At 38.4% G+C, this 19,016-nt stretch carries 14 protein-coding genes; 6 read left to right on the plus strand and 8 right to left on the minus strand.

Going from position 1 to position 19,016, the window contains the following annotated elements; genetic code table 11:
* Positions 1-10 precede the first annotated feature (10 nt).
* Positions 11-1,474, minus strand: coding sequence for an L-fucose/L-arabinose isomerase family protein (locus tag BN3772_RS02650; protein WP_042196344.1), 1,464 nt, complete (start codon positions 1,472-1,474; stop codon positions 11-13).
* A 265-nt stretch (positions 1,475-1,739) separates the two neighbouring features.
* Between BN3772_RS02650 and BN3772_RS02655 the strand changes: the two genes are divergently transcribed.
* Positions 1,740-2,795: a LacI family DNA-binding transcriptional regulator gene (locus tag BN3772_RS02655; protein ID WP_042196347.1), complete on the plus strand. Its 1,056-nt coding sequence runs from the start codon at positions 1,740-1,742 to the stop codon at positions 2,793-2,795.
* A 120-nt stretch (positions 2,796-2,915) separates the two neighbouring features.
* Here BN3772_RS02655 and BN3772_RS02660 read toward each other — a convergent pair whose 3' ends face one another.
* The 5 genes from BN3772_RS02660 to BN3772_RS02680 all read right to left on the minus strand — a co-directional run bounded on the left by BN3772_RS02660 (position 2,916) and on the right by BN3772_RS02680 (position 10,267).
* Positions 2,916-3,800 carry a carbohydrate ABC transporter permease gene (locus BN3772_RS02660; protein ID WP_042196349.1) on the minus strand — a complete coding sequence of 295 codons (885 nt, stop codon included), beginning with the start codon at positions 3,798-3,800 and terminating at the stop codon, positions 2,916-2,918.
* Between the two features lie 11 nt (positions 3,801-3,811).
* Positions 3,812-4,717, minus strand: a complete 906-nt coding sequence (locus BN3772_RS02665; protein ID WP_209443607.1) for an ABC transporter permease — start codon at positions 4,715-4,717, stop codon at positions 3,812-3,814.
* Between the two features lie 86 nt (positions 4,718-4,803).
* Entirely contained in the window at positions 4,804-6,411 is a 1,608-nt protein-coding gene (locus tag BN3772_RS02670) for an extracellular solute-binding protein (protein ID WP_042196350.1), read from the minus strand.
* A 106-nt stretch (positions 6,412-6,517) separates the two neighbouring features.
* Positions 6,518-8,014, minus strand: coding sequence for a DUF5605 domain-containing protein (locus BN3772_RS02675; RefSeq protein WP_042196352.1), 1,497 nt, complete (start codon positions 8,012-8,014; stop codon positions 6,518-6,520).
* A 1,380-nt stretch (positions 8,015-9,394) separates the two neighbouring features.
* Positions 9,395-10,267: an SDR family oxidoreductase gene (locus BN3772_RS02680; RefSeq protein ID WP_042196354.1), complete on the minus strand. Its 873-nt coding sequence runs from the start codon at positions 10,265-10,267 to the stop codon at positions 9,395-9,397.
* Positions 10,268-10,458: 191 nt separating this feature from the next.
* On the opposite strand from BN3772_RS02680, the gene BN3772_RS02685 reads away from it, so the two are divergent.
* The 5 genes from BN3772_RS02685 (at position 10,459) to BN3772_RS02705 (ending at position 14,806) form a co-directional block, all read left to right on the plus strand.
* The gene (locus BN3772_RS02685; protein WP_042196447.1) at positions 10,459-11,124 is read left to right on the plus strand and encodes a TetR/AcrR family transcriptional regulator; all 666 of its coding nucleotides are present in this window, start codon (positions 10,459-10,461) and stop codon (positions 11,122-11,124) included.
* Positions 11,125-11,899: 775 nt separating this feature from the next.
* The gene (locus BN3772_RS02690; protein WP_244444663.1) at positions 11,900-12,295 is read left to right on the plus strand and encodes a sigma-70 family RNA polymerase sigma factor; all 396 of its coding nucleotides are present in this window, start codon (positions 11,900-11,902) and stop codon (positions 12,293-12,295) included.
* Positions 12,296-12,372: 77 nt separating this feature from the next.
* Positions 12,373-12,570: a helix-turn-helix domain-containing protein gene (locus BN3772_RS02695; RefSeq protein WP_042196356.1), complete on the plus strand. Its 198-nt coding sequence runs from the start codon at positions 12,373-12,375 to the stop codon at positions 12,568-12,570.
* 401 nt (positions 12,571-12,971) lie between these two features.
* Complete coding sequence (locus BN3772_RS02700; RefSeq protein WP_042196358.1) at positions 12,972-13,841, plus strand: LysR family transcriptional regulator; 870 nt, start codon at positions 12,972-12,974, stop codon at positions 13,839-13,841.
* A 50-nt stretch (positions 13,842-13,891) separates the two neighbouring features.
* Complete coding sequence (locus BN3772_RS02705; protein ID WP_052380348.1) at positions 13,892-14,806, plus strand: amidohydrolase family protein; 915 nt, start codon at positions 13,892-13,894, stop codon at positions 14,804-14,806.
* Between the two features lie 101 nt (positions 14,807-14,907).
* On the opposite strand, the gene BN3772_RS02710 is transcribed toward BN3772_RS02705, so the two are convergent.
* A complete protein-coding gene (locus BN3772_RS02710; RefSeq protein WP_052380349.1) occupies positions 14,908-16,263 on the minus strand; it encodes a 2-hydroxycarboxylate transporter family protein in 1,356 nt (451 codons plus the stop codon).
* 44 nt (positions 16,264-16,307) lie between these two features.
* Entirely contained in the window at positions 16,308-19,016 is a 2,709-nt protein-coding gene (gene acnA / locus BN3772_RS02715) for an aconitate hydratase AcnA (protein WP_042196360.1), read from the minus strand.

Consider the following 19,016-nt stretch of genomic DNA (forward strand, 5'->3'; position numbering starts at 1 on the left):
CTTCCTCCCCCTAAACCAGAATGTTTGAACGTGAAGTTTTCGCCAAATCAGAGCCTCTTAACCAGCGCTGGATTTCCTGCTCTGTCGGATCGACAGGATCAGGCGTCAGACCTGGAATATAATTACAAGCTTCATAGATCGCCGGAATGACGTTAGCGTGGATGCCGACGGAGTGATGCACATACGGCCCTTTAACCAGTTTTTCCTCCCACAGCGGCCAATCGTTGACTTCTACCCAAACGTATGAACCACGAGTGTATGGGCCCTCAATACCGCGGGCACGCCCAAGGAAGATTGAATAATCACCATGGTCACCGTCAAATCGGGCAATGGTCATATCACCGCCCCGCACTTGACCTTCGTGAGTTCCCGGTGCATGGTCATCGAACAAAAAATGCTTGCGTAGCTTCGGTCTCTCCTCTACCGACATTGATACCGGAAAGTTTCCACAGTGGAAAAGCAACTCTCCGTTCTCATTTTCCGGATGCCGTACAGTAATGTCTGCAAAAAAGGTTGGTCGTTCATTCATCGCTGCTGCCTGTACCATTATGGAAGTAATCGCACCATGGATATCTGTCTCGCAGGTAACCGGAATCTGTTCATCGGTGAGGATAGCGTTAGCCAGACATGGCATAATCGACAGTGCATCTTGGAGAGATGACCAACATTGAATCGCAATTGCGCTGCTGCCTGTCTCTTGGGCAAAGGTTTTCATAGCAACCTTTAATGCTGCTATCCGCCGTACATCCTCCTCTGTAACCTCGCTGTAATCAAGCTCTGATTTAATATAATCCATCGCTTCCGTAAGCTCAGAGCTATTGCCAGCAGCAATTTTTTTTGTGCGCAGCTGAATATCGACCAGTGTAATTGGGTGAATCTCAATACCAAAACGTTCTAATAGCTCTCCTTCGTTGCAAATCATCGTCCAGAAAGAAGAAGGCCGCGGGCCGATCTGCAGAATTCGCAGATTTTTGAACTGACGCACTACGTTGGCTGCAGCTACAAAATTGGTAAATCCTCGTTCAAAAACAGGATCATTAACCCAACTGTTAGTAATATAGGTAAACGGAACATTAAATCGGCGGAGTACTTTTCCTGTAGCGAAAATACCACACTGAGTATCACGCAGACGCATCCCATTAGCCAGTGGCGCTTCATCCCGAGGACCCCAAAGCAATACCGGTTTCCCAAGTTCTTTGGCTACCCGTGCGACCGTATCCTCTGTCCCGAAATTACAATGTGGGAAAAAGACCGCATCTACTTCTTCCTGCTTAAAGCGCTTACTAATTAAATCAGCATTAATATGATCGTCATATAGCAATCCCTCTTCATTAATGCCCTCCAAATCAACAATATCTATGTCCATGCCAAAGCTTTCGATCTGCCGCCGAATTTCCACCTTGTACTTAAAAGCATCCTCTGCACTAAACGTGAACCGACGTGTAGGTGCATAACCTAATTTAAGTTTCTTCACTACATCTACCCCTAACAACTTAATTTAGTTAACATTAGCTTAATATGATGCTTTATTAATCAAAAACCACATTAAAACTATTGCTTTTGCTCAAATATTAACATTTATATAGAATGAGGTCAATATTTTTTTATCTTAAATAACTAAATAAATTAATAAATAAAACTAAACAACTTAATTAAACTCCCTAAGTTGATAAACTAACTAAAATGATATAAACTCAAATTATTATTCACCTAAAATATGCAGAGCGGAGAATATAGAAATGAAGATGGAAGATATCGCTAAAATGGCACAAGTATCAAAAGCGGCTGTATCTTTGGCATTTAGCGGAAAGCCAGGAATTGGGCCAGAAACTCGTGACCGCATTCTTCTGATTGCCCGGGAGGCGGGCTACAAACCTAAGAGCAGAATAACGACAGGAACCAACAAAGTAGTGAAATCAATATTGTTTCTTGTTTTCACCAATTCTGGCATTGTGCTTGAGGAGTATTATCAACAGCCTTTTTTTAAAGAATTAATTCAATTTGTTGGAGAACGTTGCCGTCAGAGGAACTACGAGTTGATCTTTACGACAATCGATATGAAATCATTTGAGCTAGGAGTAGAAAATTTGGCTAAGGAGCAGCGCAGTGATGGTGTGATTGTGCTGGGGACCAACCTGACTGCTGAGCAGATATCGGTACTTGGAGAGAATCTCTCTAATCTAGTTGTATTAGATACCTGTTTTGATACCCTCCCCTTATCATTTATTGAAATTAACAATGTAATGGGGGCTTATCAAGCAGGAAGATATTTAATTGAACATGGCCATACATCAATAGGATACATCGCTTCCAATGTGCGTATTCACAATTTTGACGAACGGGAACGGGGATTCATTAAGGCATTAGAAGAGCATGGTTTATCAATTGAGAATAGCTATCGACTCTCAGTTGCACCTACGATACTAAGCTCACAAGAAGAGTTGAAGAAACAGCTGATTGCCCTGCAAATAAATAACCGTCCCCTACCAACCGCCTGGTTTTGTGAATGTGATTATATTGCAATTAGTGCGATGAAGACAATGTTTGAGTTTGGTAAAAAGGTGCCTCATAATTGTTCTATTATTGGATTTGATAACATCACTGAAGCTAGGGTAATTACACCTGAATTAACCACAGTCCAAGTAGAAAAAGAAAGAATGGCCGCCTACGCCGTTGATCTATTAGCAAGGGGCATTGAACATGGCGATAATCTTAATATAAAGATCAAGGTAGACACCACTTTTATTGAACGGGGTTCTTGTGCCTTTAATGAGGTTAACGTAAGCCCTGTTTAAAGAGAACAAGCTTGAAAGTCTATGAACTTATAAAAAACGCACTGGTCCAGATGACATTGACCGGTGCGTTTTATATATAACTGACTATCTTCTAGATACAGACTTGCATACTACATTAATCTAACCTTTCACACCACCAAGTCTGATTCCTTTAACAAAATACTTTTGTAGGAACGGATATACACACAGAACAGGCAATGCGCCTAGAATTAGCTGCGCCGCTTTAATGGACCGGTCATTGAGATTTGCAAGACTCATTAAATCTGTTGCACTTAACGACTCCATATTCTGAAAACTGGAGATAATTGTCTGAAGATAAGTCTGAAGCGGATAATTTTCGCTTTTCATGTAAATTAGGCCGTCAAACCAAGTATTCCAATGACCGACAATGGCAAACAAGGAGATTGTAGCTACTGCCGGTAGCGAGAGCGGTATATACATTTGGAATAAAATTCGCCAATGACCAGCTCCATCTACGTAAGCGGCTTCTTCCAGTTCATCAGGAATTTCACGGAAGAAATTTAACATTAAAATAACGCTGAATACTGGAACAGCACCGGGAAGCACTAAAGCCCAAATTGTATTCAGTAAGTTGAGCTCTTTTACAAGAAGATAGTTGGGGATTAGTCCGCCATTAAACAACATTACAAAGAAAAATATCCAGACATAAATGGTTCTCGCTTTTAATTTCCGTACTGATTTAGATAACGGATAAGCAGTTAAAACAACTAAAAGAACATTAAGTGTTGCCCCAATTGCTACTCTCTGCAATGTCGTACCAAAAGAGCGCCAAAACTCTCCCCTCTCCATAACGTACTTGTAGGGCTCGATAGTGAAATTTACTGGCCATAGATTGACCATTCCACCTTGCACAGCAGCCGAATTACTGAATGACACAGCAACAATGTGGATGAAGGGTACGAGACAGGCAAATGCGGCTAAAGTTAGAAAGACAATATTAAATATTTCAAAAACACGTTGCCCTCTTGATAATCCTGATGACATGAATACCCTCCTTAAAATACTCGATGATCAAAAAGTCGATAGGCTGAATAGTATGAAACTGATATAAGCAGCAATGAAACGCCTGATTTCAATAGTCCTACAGCAGCTGAAGCACTGTATTGCGCTTGAAGGAGTCCCATTCGATAAACCATTGTATCTATAATATCTCCTGATTCATACACCTGAGGACTATACATGTTGAAAATTTGATCAAACCCCGCATCCAGCACACTACCAAGACTTAACACCATCATAAGAATGATAACCGTTTGCATTCCCGGCAAAGTTACATGCCATATTTTTTTCCAGCGGTTTGCTCCATCAATCTCTGCAGCCTCGTATAACACAGGGTCTATACTAGTAATTGCAGCGAGATATATAATCGTATTAAAGCCAAAGTTCTTCCAAATATCTGAAACAACCATTGTTGCAGGAAACCAATTGTTATTCCCTAAAAAATATACTGATTCAAACCCCAACGTATTAAGCAGCGTATTAACCAATCCGCTAGAAGGAGATAACATATCAATTAGAACACCGCTTAGGATTACCCAAGACAGAAAATAGGGAAAATAAATAATCGTTTGTGTGATACGTTTAAAAAAAACCTGACGAACCTCGTTTAATAGAAGCGCAAATACGATTGGTACAAACATCCCAGCAACAATTTTCATAATAGCAATTCTGAGGGTATTCCATACAACTTGCCATATATTAGGTAAAGAAAATACATATTCGAAATTAGCTAATCCTATCCACTGCTGATTTCCAAAAAGACCTTTGACAGGGTTAAATTGCTGGAAGGCAATTATAATACCTGACATAGGAATGTATGCAAAAATAAAAATTAATATTAAGCCTGGGACTAACATTAAGTGTAATGGAAGTTCCCTCTTAAGTTGCTTACGTTTCAACATTTCTGCTCCTCCATCCAAGAAGAACAGTTCGTGCAATCTGAGGCAACATAGTTGACTCAGATTGCACGAACTGAAATCTCAACTTTTTAATTACCTTTTGCTTCGTTTATTTCTTGAATGATCTTTTCTCCTCCGATCTTATTCCAGTCATTAACGAACTTTTCAAAACCAGCGTCTACATCTACTTCTCCCATAACAATTTTAGTGAAGGATGTGTATACCAATTCGCTTAATGAGCTTCCTGCAGTAGTCTGAGTTGCTGTAGGTGCATTTTGCCACTCATTCCATAAAATTTGGTCCGGATAAGTACTGGCTACGAATTCAAATGGTGTATCGGTAGGACCAAACATCAGTTCCATTTGCCCCGATCCCCTCTGTATGCTTTCATAAAATCCTTTTGCTATGCCAGTTAATTGATCAGTTGTTCCATTGTTAATGGCTTCTTTCATATTCACATGCGCTTCAATGTCTAGAGAAGGTTTAAGTGTGTAAATCGGCGCTGTCTGCCAAACAAAATCTATATCCCCTTCAGTCCACCACTTGCTAAGGTCAGCCTCTTCGCTAAACAATGTTTCAACATAAAGGTTTAATAATTCCACCAGTTTTTCGGGATGCTCGAAATCTGAACGAACAACATAAAACCCGTCTGTTGCAATGTTAAGCGGTATTTTGATATCTACTCCTTCTTTTGTCGGCAACGGCACAGTAATCCATTTTGCATTTGGGTCATTTTGTTTAGAATTATCAGCAAAGCCGGCAAACCAATGAGGACCATAGAACATACCTGCTTTTCCTGACACAAGAAGTTCATTTGCTTTATTAAAATCTTTGCTACCGAATTCCTTATCAACAAGCCCCTCTTTATACATTTTTGCAAGCAATCGAAGGGGTTCCTTTATGTTATCTTGAATTGATCCATTGGTTATTTGACCGTTAGTATCCTTAATCCAAAACTCAGGGTAAGCACCATAACCCCAAAACAAACCGGACATTCCTGCCCAAGATGAGAGAAAATCCTTGTTCATTGTTAGTCCGATTGTGTCATTAGTGTTGTTTCCGTCTGGATCATTCTCTGTAAACGCCTTCGCAATATTATATACGTCTTCAATAGTTTGAGGCCGTTTCAAACCAAGTTTATTCAACCAATCTTCTCTAATCCAGAGATGATTGTATCCATTTGTGGAAGGCATTTTTACAGGAATTCCGTATACCTTTCCGTTAAATGTTCCTGGAGAAAAAACCTCCTTTCCCTCTGCCTCAATGATGCTTTTTAACAGAGGACTTGCATATTCATCGTAAATCGGTCCAAGTTCTTGGATTGCCTCACCTTCTGCTAACTGCCTCATATCAGTCAAATTTTGTGCTTGAAAAATATCTGGAAGATCGTTTGAGGTAATAGCAAGTCTCAATTTTTGTTCATATTGCCCGGCTGGTGTCATTAACTTGTATTTAGTATCTATCTTTAATTTTTCTTTAAATAAATCAGTCCAACGATTGTCTTCCCAAATTTCACCTGTAACATCTTTGAGCTTAAGTGCATTAGAATTATTCACATCAATAGCTGAACCAAACTGAATAGTATTAAATTCGCTGTTATCCGGATTAGCAACATTACCTTGTGAATCATTTTCATTAGATGAGCATCCAGCTAAGATTAAAATAATAGCTAGTGTAAGCGTTAACATTTTTCTCATTTAATTCACCCTTTTCATCGAAATAGTGAACCCCCGATAAATCAAATTCTAAAATTTAGAATAATGCAAAATCCATCTATCACCCCCCCGCTTTAGTAAATTACAATTATAGGACAGCCTTAATTCGTAAAGCCTGATACAGCTTTCCTGGAAGCTCAATTCGTGTACGGCCTGAGTAAGTTCCCGGCAATTGTGTAATCTTCATCTCCCATGTATCAATAATTTCTATTGTAAACTCCTTTTCATCAGGTAGAGGGAGGTAGCGGAAAGCCGGGCGGCTATCCACGAAATATACTAAATAATACTTTTCGTCCACCCCAGCAGCTGCGGTATCCCAATCAAAATTGAGTTTGACTTCACCTAGTTGCGGACCATCCTCCATGATGGATTTTAAAAACCGAATACGTGCAGGACTGTTTCCATGCAGTGTTCCACCGTGCGACCACCATATAATGCCTTCAGGATGTAAATAGGTTTCTCCATGTGTTACATAGGCTCCTTGCGCTACGCCCTGCCAAAAACATTCAACCATTCTTTCAGCGCTTAGGCTGCCCCAGCCAAGATCAATATTGCCTTCGTACCGGCATTCATCAATTACAATCGGCTTCCGGTAAATCTCTTTCCAGTCGTCAATGTAAGCAAGCTCATTATGCTGAATACTAACATGTGTGACCCAAGGTTTACTGTGATCATACCAATGAGCGTCGCTTCGACGATGAATCATCTTATGATGCCAATTGTGAATTGAGCGAAGGTGTTGATAAGGATCACTTTCCTGAATGATTCGGAAAAAACGGTCCCAATCGCTCATCGACTTGTTGCGCATTAAATCATACTCATTTGCCAGTGACCACCAGATCCCGCGGAACGAAGACAATCTCGCTACAGCATACTGGAGATAAAGATTATCGGTAGCCTCATCCATTTTTGCAAATCCCCAACGGTCGTATGGATGAAATAAAATAAGATCTATTTCTATGCCAAGAACCTGCAAATCGTTAATGCGCTGCTCTAGATGCCGCCAATATTCGGGGTCAAAAGCTGTGAAATCCCAACCTGCCTCTGGAGAGCCTTGGAAAGGATAACAGGATGGCTCCTGCAAATTATAATCATAGTGCTTAGGGAAGATACACATTCTCATTTTATTAAAAGCACCGCTCTCCCTCAGGCTTTTTAATGTTTGTTTTTCTAACTGATCACCCTGATGATTCCAAACATAGCTTGTAGTCCCGAAAGGATAAAACGGCGTTCCGTCAGCATAGGCAAAATGATAAGTATTGCTTACGCTGACTGGTCCGTGATTACCTTCTCCGGGCTCCTCAACTGTAACAGTTCCCGTAATGCTATCTAGCTCAGGCACATTGCTTACAGTTCTATAAATCCACTCACCAACTTTATCTGGCATAAATCGTATACAATACTCCCCGTTGCCATTATAAAAGCCATCAACCTCTATACTTCGATGTCCAAATTCAAACTTTGCTGCCAACCGGACATCTACAAATGGATTTCCAATTTGAGGCCCTTGTATTACTATTTCAAACCTACCCCATTTCTCCACTTGCGACTGATTATTTAAACTATTCCGATTCTTAATCTGCATTTTTTATCAACCTTTCTTCAACCTAATAAAACTTAATACATCATACGCAATTAACTTAACAAAACACAAAAGTTAAGGATTCGTTTACTTGTCAACGATATATTATCATCATAATAATTAGCATGTCAATTAAAAGTTAAGCGATTTCATTTAAGTTTCGATAAAAAAACCTAAACAAAAGAAAAATAATCAACTTAACAAAAAAGTTAGGTTTTTAGTATACTTTTAATATAACAGTTATACCTTCCAATTTTTCAGCTTTCTTAATAAACAAATCTTAATTTAATTCTTTAAATCGAACATCTATGACAAATCTCATTTTTGTACTTTATTTATTTTTTGAACCTTATATAAATCTTTGCAAAAACCGCAAACTCAAAAAGCCCTTCCCCATTAAATCAAGAAGAATGGCTTAATTAAATCTGCTAAATTGATTAGGCTGATCAAACTGATAATATATATGCATTAATGATGACGACGGTCAGCTATTTCATTGCCAACCGTATTCAACATATTGCTTATATGCCTGTTTTTGTTCTATCCTCTAAAAGCTTGTCGGTTAATTTCCATAATTTTTCTCGAAGGGCAACTTCTTTTAATACTTTAGATGATTGATTTCCCTTGTATTCAACATAATATTTACCAGTCACATTATCAACTTCATGAGAAGTTGATTGATACAAAATTGTTTTCGTGGCTTCTTCAGGCGAGATACCTTAGTGAAATTAACAATACTTATTATGAACCCAAAAAAACATGTAGCCGCTTTTAAATTCAAATGCAACTTATCCAGGGTGCAGTGCGTTTACTGTTAATCTTTCGTCATTAAGTCGGTTGGCCGAATGATACGAGAATAAAAGCTGTGCAAACTTTGACTGTCCATAGGCTTTCATAATTGAAAATTTTAGCTGTCTGCAAATTGTCAAAGTTAATTTTGTGATGAACATACATGTACAATCAGTGATGGAGCGGCTGCCTTCATTTCTTCTAATAACGATACTGTTATAAAGATAAGGGCAAGATAGTTCCCCGCAAACATGGACTCCAACCCCTGAGTTTTTTCTTTTCTATTATGTGTAATTCCCCTTTGATTTTAAAAAGCGATCTCGGGCAGCTTTACCCTTTTGTTCATTGCGGCACAACATAATCACTTTGGCGCCAAATCTCGCTAGCTCTAACACTTATACAAAAGCTGTTCCCAAATCACTTCCTGTAACAAGGAATATCTTCCCGTTAGTATTTTAAGATTTATCATAATTTTATCATTTCCATTTTTCCTATTTACCATTTATTTTATTCAATTAAAAACGCTAAGCCTTTAGAAATAAGGGGCTTAGCGTTTCTTCTATAAGCAAAGAAATTGGATTTAGTTAAACGTTTTTAAGCATAATTATGTTGCTCCATCATACCTTCAGTTACTTTCCAGAGACGTTGCCGGATGTCTGGATCATAAGAGGTCTTTGAAGATGGTACCGCTTTTTTGTTAATAAAATACTTACCACTTACACCTTCCACCTCAGAAGAAGTTGCCAAGTAAAGTATAGTTTCAGCTCCTTTTTCGGCGCTTATGCCGGTTATAGCATACATGATTCCAACAGAAAGACGCGCAATCCCTTTAAACCCATTGTTGAAACCTGAATTAACTGCGCCTGGATGAAGCGTATTTACAGTTACACCTGATGATTTAAGACGTTCTGCAAGTTCATACGTAAAAAATATTAAGGCAAGTTTGGACTGTGCATACGCTACAGTATAGTTGTATTTGCGCTCTGTTTGAAGATCATCAAAGTTTATAGTGCCTGTACCCATCTTATGACCAGTTGAACTTACATTAATAATTCGCGAAGGAGAACTGGCTTTTAAGGTATCCAATAACAAATCAGTGAGAAGAAATGAAGCAAGATAATTCGTTGCAAAAGTATATTCAAAACCGTCTGGAGTAACTTTACGATCAGAATTGATTCCCCCTGCATTATTAACTAGTACATGGAGCTGGGAATACTTTTCTTTAAATTCTTTGGCTGCGCGATGTACTTGTGAAAGTTCTGACAAATCAGCAATAATTAAATCAACTTTTGCATCCTTGTTAGCTTCTTTTATTTCAGTTCGTACAGCCTCTCCTTTTTTACGATTACGGCAAATCATTACTACAGTTGCTCCCTTTTTTGCCAATTCAACCACTGATGCTTTACCTATTCCAGAACTACTACCTGTAACCAAACAAATTTTACCTTTCATGTTGCTTCTTGTCATATAAATCAACTCCAATCTGGGTTCTTTCTTTTTAGTTAGTATTCGTTTAATATTCTACTTATATACTCCGTTTAATGTACACCGTGTTCGTTAATTAAATAATAACATCTACAATGTTTATTATCAAGTGTTGATTAAATGCTTTATAATGAAATTACAAAATTATTTCTGAGAGGTTTAAGGTGAAAGATATGACATTTAAAAGAGCTAGATCTGATGAGCATGTTCAAGAACGAATGAATGAAATCATATATGCTACCTCCAAAATTTATGACTCCATCGGTTATGAGGGATTAAATTTCAGTGAAATCTCTAAACTCACTAAATTTACTAGACCAACAATATATAGATATTTCAACACCAAAGAGGAAATACTCTTAGAAATATTAAACAATGATTTTAAGAGTTGGCATAAATCTTTGCTAAGTTCATTTCGATTTAATAAAGTTTACGCTATGGAAGAAATAGTAGAGATTTGGGTCAACGCAATTGTTGAAAATGAAAGATTATTAAAATTATATTCAATACTTTTTACCTCCATTGAGAAAAATGTGTCATTGGACTCGTTGACTAAGTTTAAAAAAGATACTATTAAACTTCAGGATGAAATGACAGATTTGTTAATGCAATTATTCCCTAAGACTGAAAGTGAAGATATACTAGAATTTTTCAATAACCAAATGGTATTTGCTGCAGGGTTATTTCCACTAACAGTTACATCTCAGATCCAACTTGAAGCAATTGAACTATCCGGCACAGATTCGGTTCCTACCTTTATTTCGGCTTTTAAAACAATTGTTTATCAACTGTTATTTTGTCTTGAACGAGGCGTGAAATACCCGGCTAGAAGAAAATAAATAGGAATATTCGTAGATTATGTAGCATGTCGCATATTGATTGTGCAAATAAATTATAAAACTGAGGGTTATACAATTAAAATTAACCTGACTAACTAGCTAGACAGTAGGCCTCGCTTATGAATTTAATTAAAGCTCAATTCAATCATAATTAGTAATGCCTGTGTCTCTATTAATTTAATTAGTAGAGATTTTTGAATATTTCATAATCCAATTGCTTTTTAAACGATTCACCACCGCGCAATTTTATAAATTAAAAGCTTTTAAAACTCTATGCACTATATGAATTGGTGCGGCAAAGAACAATAGTTCCAAAAATTCGAACTCCACAACTTTTCCGCATTCAGAGAATATAGGTTCAGGGGCTCCTTTTTTACGCCTGAGCTGCCATTAAATAATAATACCAAGGTTGATGTAGTTAGCTGGTGCACAATTTTTAAAAAAAGCTGGAATACTCTCTCCTATATCGAATTCTCTTGCAGAATGGGACCACACTTCATTCGCTGCTTCAACCATTTTAATTATTGAGCCATCTTTTTGAACAGCTATATAGTGTTTTTAACATCCAGCCCATCACATAGAATTGATAACGAAGATTGCTTTCAGAGTAAAGAGATAAATAGAGAAAGTTATATTCTTTGTACAAATTTATCAAACTTTAATTGTAGTGAGTACAACATTAAAATTTGATGGTTACCATTTTTTTATTCTTTTGTTCTATAGTTGCCTTTTTCAGCTCTATTCCCCATATAACAGAGAGAGGAGATGGGAAATTATGAAATTGGAAAAGATGACAGAGACCGAGAAATTGATTGAAAAAGCATTTAGTAGTTATGTTATAGCTTGCCTTCGAAATGCGAGAAAAGATTATTTTGTAAAGGTAAGACGTCATTCATCTCATATTATGCCTTTGGATGCTGTTACTTTTGAAGTCAATATTAAATTCCATATTCATTACCAAGACGATATTCAAAATCAAAATACTCTACCTATTTCTCATTTTCTTGAACATCCTCAACTCAATAATAAAGAACAAAAACTCTTATATTACAAATACTTCCAAGATAAAACAGACAAAGAGATAGCTGAAATTTTAGGAATAAGTCGACAGGCGGTATCTAAAAACAAATCAAAGATTTTGGTTAAACTTAAGAGTATCATTGACCCATAGATTTTTTTATCCGCGTGGACCCCCTATATCCTTTATCAGATGACCTTTGACTTAATGATGATAAGGGAGGATAATTCATGAACAGTGTTTACTCTTTACTTTATCAGATACAAAGGGGTAATAAGGACGCAGAAGCCCAACTTATAAATCGGTATGAACCTGTCATTAAAAAATATGCTAAGCAAAATGGAGTTATTGATGAGGATTGTAAACAGCAGTTGTCGATTTCTTTTATTTTAGCAGCTCGCCGCTTTGATATTAGTCGCTACGAATGAATAAAAACAGGCTAAGTATGAAATACCTACACTTAGCCTGTTACCTTTATATATAAATGGACTCATATAAAGAAATGCTTAAAAAATTCTAAATTCAAAGGTGACTTTGCACCAATTATCCACAGGGCCTATTTCTTTATAAATAATCTTCTCTTTATCACTAGTCTTTGTGTCTCGGTTTCAGAACAATAAAAAATAACCCATGGACAGTCTCCTGCTTATAAAATGTTGAATCTAACAATTAAATTGCACTAAGACAATTACAAATGGATATATATTTTAATTTAAATAAATTGATAATAATAAAAAGAATAACTAGTTTGCATAAATTTTTAAATATCCATAAGAACGCTTACTTTATGATAAAATATTTTAAAGTTCTATTTTAAAGGAGAGCGCATATGGACGAGAAAGATTGGATGATGTTGAATATCTTATCTCAGGAAAAAAATATTACTAAAACTGCAGAACGACTATACATTTCCCAGCCATCCTTAACATATCGCCTCAACCAAATTGAGAAGGATTTTAATATTACATTATTATTTCGCGGACGAAGAGGAGTCGAATTCACAGAGCAAGGCGAAGTTATGGTTCGTTATGCTCAGGAAATGCTTTCTGATTTGGCGAAGATCAAAGAATCTCTTTCTAATATGGAAGGAAAAGTAGAAGGCACACTAAGACTTGCTGTAGCCAGAAGCATTGCTCTATATAAGCTTCCAAAATTTCTAAGAAAATTCTCTGATACATATCCACTGGTTGATTATAAAGTAAGTACCGGATTGAATATGGATCTTATTGTTTCTGTTTTCAAACAAGACGCTCAGATTGGAGTTGTACGCGGAGACCACCATTGGGCTGAAGAAAAAGAAATTTTGGATGAAGAGACCATTAGTGTAATATCTGTAAATCCGATTGATATAAGTATGCTGCCAGGTCTTCCAAGAATAACATATAACACTGATCCGGCACTAATAATGACCATAGAGAATTGGTGGAAAATGCAGTTTAGTCAGCCCTCTACTATTATTATTAATGTAGATAATATGGAGATTGCTAAACGTATGGTCAAAAACAAGCTCGGTTATGCTATCGTACCTTCCCTTATTATTGAAGATGTAGATAAAGACCTATGCCAGTTGCCGTTGTCAGACAAACATGGAAATTTAGTAAAATGGACCACTTGGATGCTATACCGAAAAGAATTTTTGGAAATGCCGACAATTCGCGCATTTATACATTTTATAAGAGAGTATTATAAACAGATCTAAACATAATAAGAAGAACAGTTACTATGATATTTTTTAAGGAGTGATGATTTATGATTACCGAGCCCATATTAGATATACATAAAGGTACTAAAGAATCAATACTAGTGCGCCATTCTTCTGGGGTTAAGAATCCGGAAATTTCAATTCCCCTTAATTCATGTGACTGTCATCATCATATATATGATCCGGCAAGATACCCGTACCATCCTAATGATTCACGCAATCAACCAGAGGCCACCGTTGCCAATTACCGGTTGCTTCAAAAACGTCTGAGGTTGCAGCGAAATGTTGTTGTTACACCCTCTGCATATGGAATAGACAATCGCTGTACACTCGATGCCCTCAGGCAATTCGGATCACAGGCACGAGCAGTAGTTGTTGTTAATCCTTCAATCTCTAATCATGAGCTGGAAGAGATGAATACACTAGGTGTTCGTGGAGTCCGCTTTAATCTTGCTGCTGGTCCTTATCCAATGAATGAAAATCGGATATCTCAAGTCGTTGAACGAATTCAAGCATGGGATTGGCATGCTCAATTTTGGATGAGTGCTAACGACACGGTTGAATTAGAGCCATTATTGAACAAACTTCCAGTCAGACTCGTGTTTGATCATTTCGGACATCTACCACAACCAGCTGGCACCTTACATCCTGCGTACAAAGTCATTTGTAAGCTCATCGACAAAGGCTCAGCATGGGTAAAACTTTCTGGATTCTACCACGATTCCTTAGATGGGGAACCCAAATATTCAGACATCGTCACTACAGGGAGAGCTTACGTCGAATTTGCACCTCAGCGCATGTTGTTTGGTAGCGATTGGCCGCATCCCAGTGAACATTCTGCCGGAAGACGGATGCCTGATGATGCGCTTTTGATCGATCTGTTAGGCGATATAACCTCCCAAAATCAATCAATGCTGCGGCAAATTTTAGTCGCTAATCCAGAGATTTTATATGGATTCTAAAATAAATCCCCTCTACTAAAGGAGTTTAATCCTTTAGTAGAGGGGATTTAGTAATAATATTGGTTAAAGAAACAGCCAATTAAAACGCTTACTAAATTGTTTTAATGTGCCCAGAAAGAAAAGATAAAGCTGCCGATAATTAATACCAGCGCACCGCCAAGTCGGGTTGCAATCTGCGCATAAGCCATCAGATTCATTCTCTTTGCTGCACCCAATACTTCCAGATCTCCTGAACCGCCCCGGTTTACATGGCAAAGGGCTGCGGCAATAGTGGATTCTACTTCATAAAAACCAACAATTTTGGCGAAAAACCATGCTCCTGACATCGCTCCAAGCACAGTGAGAACAGCAATAACTAAGGTATTGATATTGACGGCATGTATGAGTTCTCCAAAGTCAACCATGGAAATCCCAACACCTGCAATCATTACATAATACAAGTTACCGGACATAAATTTGTTCACCTGTCTAGCACCCGCTTTTGCCCGTTCAGGAATCAAATCCAGAGCATTGGCAATCAGCATGATGATGACCATGTACGCATATGGGTGAATCAGAATGCCACCAATCTTTGGCAATAATCCAGTTCCAAGGATATTCCCTATTGCATAGAATAACAGGGTTACAAAAACACCGACCGCACCGTCTTCCAAGGTTGTTTTAATGGACTTTTTCGTTTCTTCAGCATTTTTTGCACCTTTAATTAATTCTCCATTTCCGGTCCATTTCGGTACTTTTTTACCAATCCCATTAAGTAGTGCTGCACAAATTATTGCTATAATATTTGCAATTGTTAAAATAGATACAGCGGAAGAGTACCATATTTTAGGATCTTTCCCTGTAACTTCTCCCCATATTTGGCTTAATGGAATTGCACCGGCACCATTCCCTCCACCCATGATCGGAAGAGCATAGTTCATCAATGCTTCTTTTGGGGAAATTCCAGCTATAAGACCACCTAACGCAGCTCCGACAAATCCCGTCATCGTCGCAATAAGTACCATTGGAATGAAGCCCCCAATGGTTTTTAAGAGGAACTTCTTATCTATAGAAAGCAACGCGCCAGCAATAATAATCGCGATATATAAATCCAGAAATCCGATGCCGTCAAAAAGATCATTAACCCCCTGAGCATATTCAGAAGGAATAATTCCTGCGTATACTGACCAAGAAGTAACCAGGAATGCCATAATGGCACCGCCGCCCAAATAATCCTTCCAGATTGGTAAATTATCACCTATTTTCCCAAGCACCAGGCCGCAAGTAAAAACTAGAAATATACTACCAGCTATATCTTTCGGTAGAGACCCAGTAATTAGCCCCAAAAGAACTACAGCAACTCCAAAAAGATAAATTGACAAAGGAATTCCGTAAAACTTTATAGCCATGAATTTTGGTAATCCTCTTAAATTAGCTCCTTCTAATTCTAGTTCCGTTTTTTCAATTTGTGCTCGCATTATTTTGCCCCTTTCAATCTACTTGAAAATTAAAGATTTATTTTCTATTTTTTCATTAGTTTTGTTCGTAAAATTCGATTAAGCATGCCACCGTTACTGTAGTAAACCAGTTCAACCTTGGAATCTATACGGACAATGGCCTTAAATTTGAATACAGTGGCATCTTCACGGGTTACATTAATAGTTACATGACCTCCGGGTTCTAGCTCATCAATCAAACCTATGATATCGTATACTTCTCGGCCGGTTAGACCCAGTGATTTTGCGGTTTCACCATTTGTAAATTGTAGTGGAAGCACCCCCATACCTACCAGATTAGACCTATGAATTCTTTCGAAGCTTTCTGCAAGAACAGCTTTTATTCCCAGTAAAAGAGCGCCTTTAGCCGCCCAGTCACGGGAGCTACCGGTGCCATATTCCTTACCGGCGATAACAAGCAAGGCTGTCCTAGACATTCGATATTTCATTGCAGTGTTATAGACACTCCCCACTTCCTGATCGGGCAAATGCATCGAGAATCCGCCTTCAGTTGCGGGCAAAAGCTCGTTCCGTATACGGTTATTGGCAAAGGTTCCTCTGACCATGACATGATGATTTCCCCTACGGGAACCGTAGGAATTGTAATCTTCTGGGATTATGCTGAAGCTTCGTAAATATTCTCCGGCAGGGGAATTGGTGCGAATGCTTCCTGCAGGCGATATATGATCCGTCGTAACTGAATCGCCAAGGAGTAGCAGCACCCTTGCACTTTTGATATCCTCTTTATTGTTTGCGCTTTCATTAAAACAATCAAAAAATGGCGGTTTTACTATATATGTTGAAGAATTATCCCATGCATAAAGCTCGCTTTGCGTACTAGAAATCATATTCCAGCGCTTGTTTTGAGTGTATACATCCCTGTATTTATCTCGATACATCTTTCGAGTAATGACCCTCTCTTCAATTTCAGCGATTTCAATTGAGGTTGGCCAAATATCGGCAAGATAAACAGCCTTGCCAAACGAGTCATAACCGATAGGCTCAGATTTAAAATCAATGTTAACTCTGCCCGCTAAAGCGAAAGCCACTACTAAAGGAGGGGAAGCTAAATAATTTGCTTTGATCTGCGGATGAATCCTGCCTTCAAAATTGCGGTTGCCTGAAAGAACAGATGCTACGGTTAAATTATGTTCTGCAATGGCACTGCTTATTTCTTCAGGTAGTGGACCGGAGTTACCTATGCAGGTAGCACAGCCATACCCGGCAAGATGAAATCCAAGTCTTTCTAATGGCTCCATCAACCCTGCCTGAATTAAGTATTCAGTAACAACAAGAGAACCTGGTGTAAAGGAGGTCTTCACATATTCTTGTTTAATCAGTCCAAGCTCTACCGCTTTGCGGGCCAACAGGCCTGCTGCAATCATTACGCTCGCGTTTGAAGTATTTGTGCAGCTCGTTAAAGCTGCCAGTACCACGGCTCCCGCTGTCAAACAGCTTTTTTTTCCATTATTAAGCTGTACATTTACAGAGGCGTTTAACTGCTCTGGACTTAATCCATAACCACCTTTGCTGACAGGTTTAATAGAGATATTGTTCCAGTTCCGTTTAATGTCAAATAGGTCCATGCGGTCCTGGGGCCGCTTGGGGCCGGCAATGCTGGTTGTTACTGTAGACAAATCAAGTTCTACCGTATCTGTAAACAAAGGATCAGGAAAGTCCTCTGTGCGGAAAATTCCTTGCGCTACAAAATATTCTTTTATGAGTTGGACTTGATCCTCAGAACGGCCTGTTTTGTGTAGATAATGAAGCGTTTTGGAATCGACCGGAAAATATGCCGTTGTCGCCCCGTATTCGGGAGCCATGTTGGCAATTGTCGCCCGGTCTTCCAAGCTTAATTCATTTAGGCCAGGGCCATAAAATTCTATGAATTTTCCTACAACGTCTTTAAGCCGAAGCTGCTGTGTAATGGTTAACGCAAGATCCGTTGCTGTGCTTCCTTCCTGTAGTTTGCCTATAAGCTTAAAACCAATCACTTCAGGCTGAACGAAGTACAACGGTTCACCTAACATTCCAGCTTCAGCTTCGATGCCGCCAACTCCCCAACCTAACACCCCCAAACCGTTTATCATTGTTGTATGGGAATCTGTACCGACCAGAGAGTCTGGATAAACCATAATTTTATCGTTGCATTGCTTAGTAGCAACTATTTGTGACAGGTATTCTAAGTTTATTTGATGGACGATTCCAGTATCTGGCGGAATAATATTTAGATTGCTAAATACAGATTGCGCCCAGCGAAAAAATTGATAACGCTCTTCGTTGCGGGCAAATTCTATCGTTTCGTTGATTTCACGGGCTTTAGGAGTACCGAATGAATCGACCATAACCGAATGGTCGATGACCAGGTCAACAGGAATCACGGGGTTAATGAGTTTAGGATCTATTCCAGCATCATTTAATGTTTCTCGCATTGCAGCCAAGTCGATTAAAGCAGGAAGACCGGTCAAGTCCTGTAACACTACCCTCGATGGAAAAAAGGGGACTTCCTTTTGTGCATGCAGCATAGTCCAATAGCCAAGCAAATCAACATGATTTTCATTAATAGTCCATCCGTTGTAATTGCGTATTGCACCTTCCAATAGAATTTTTATTGTTATAGGAAGTTTTTCTAGATTTTTTTGATACTTCTCGACTTTATCGAGTTTAAAATATTCATATCTTTGTCCGTTCACTTCTAAATGAGCAGTGGCTTCTTCGAAAGGATTTTTTGTCAT

Source organism: Paenibacillus camerounensis (assembly GCF_000723885.1).
In the GTDB taxonomy this organism is placed as follows: Bacteria; Bacillota; Bacilli; order Paenibacillales; family Paenibacillaceae; genus Paenibacillus_AQ; species Paenibacillus_AQ camerounensis.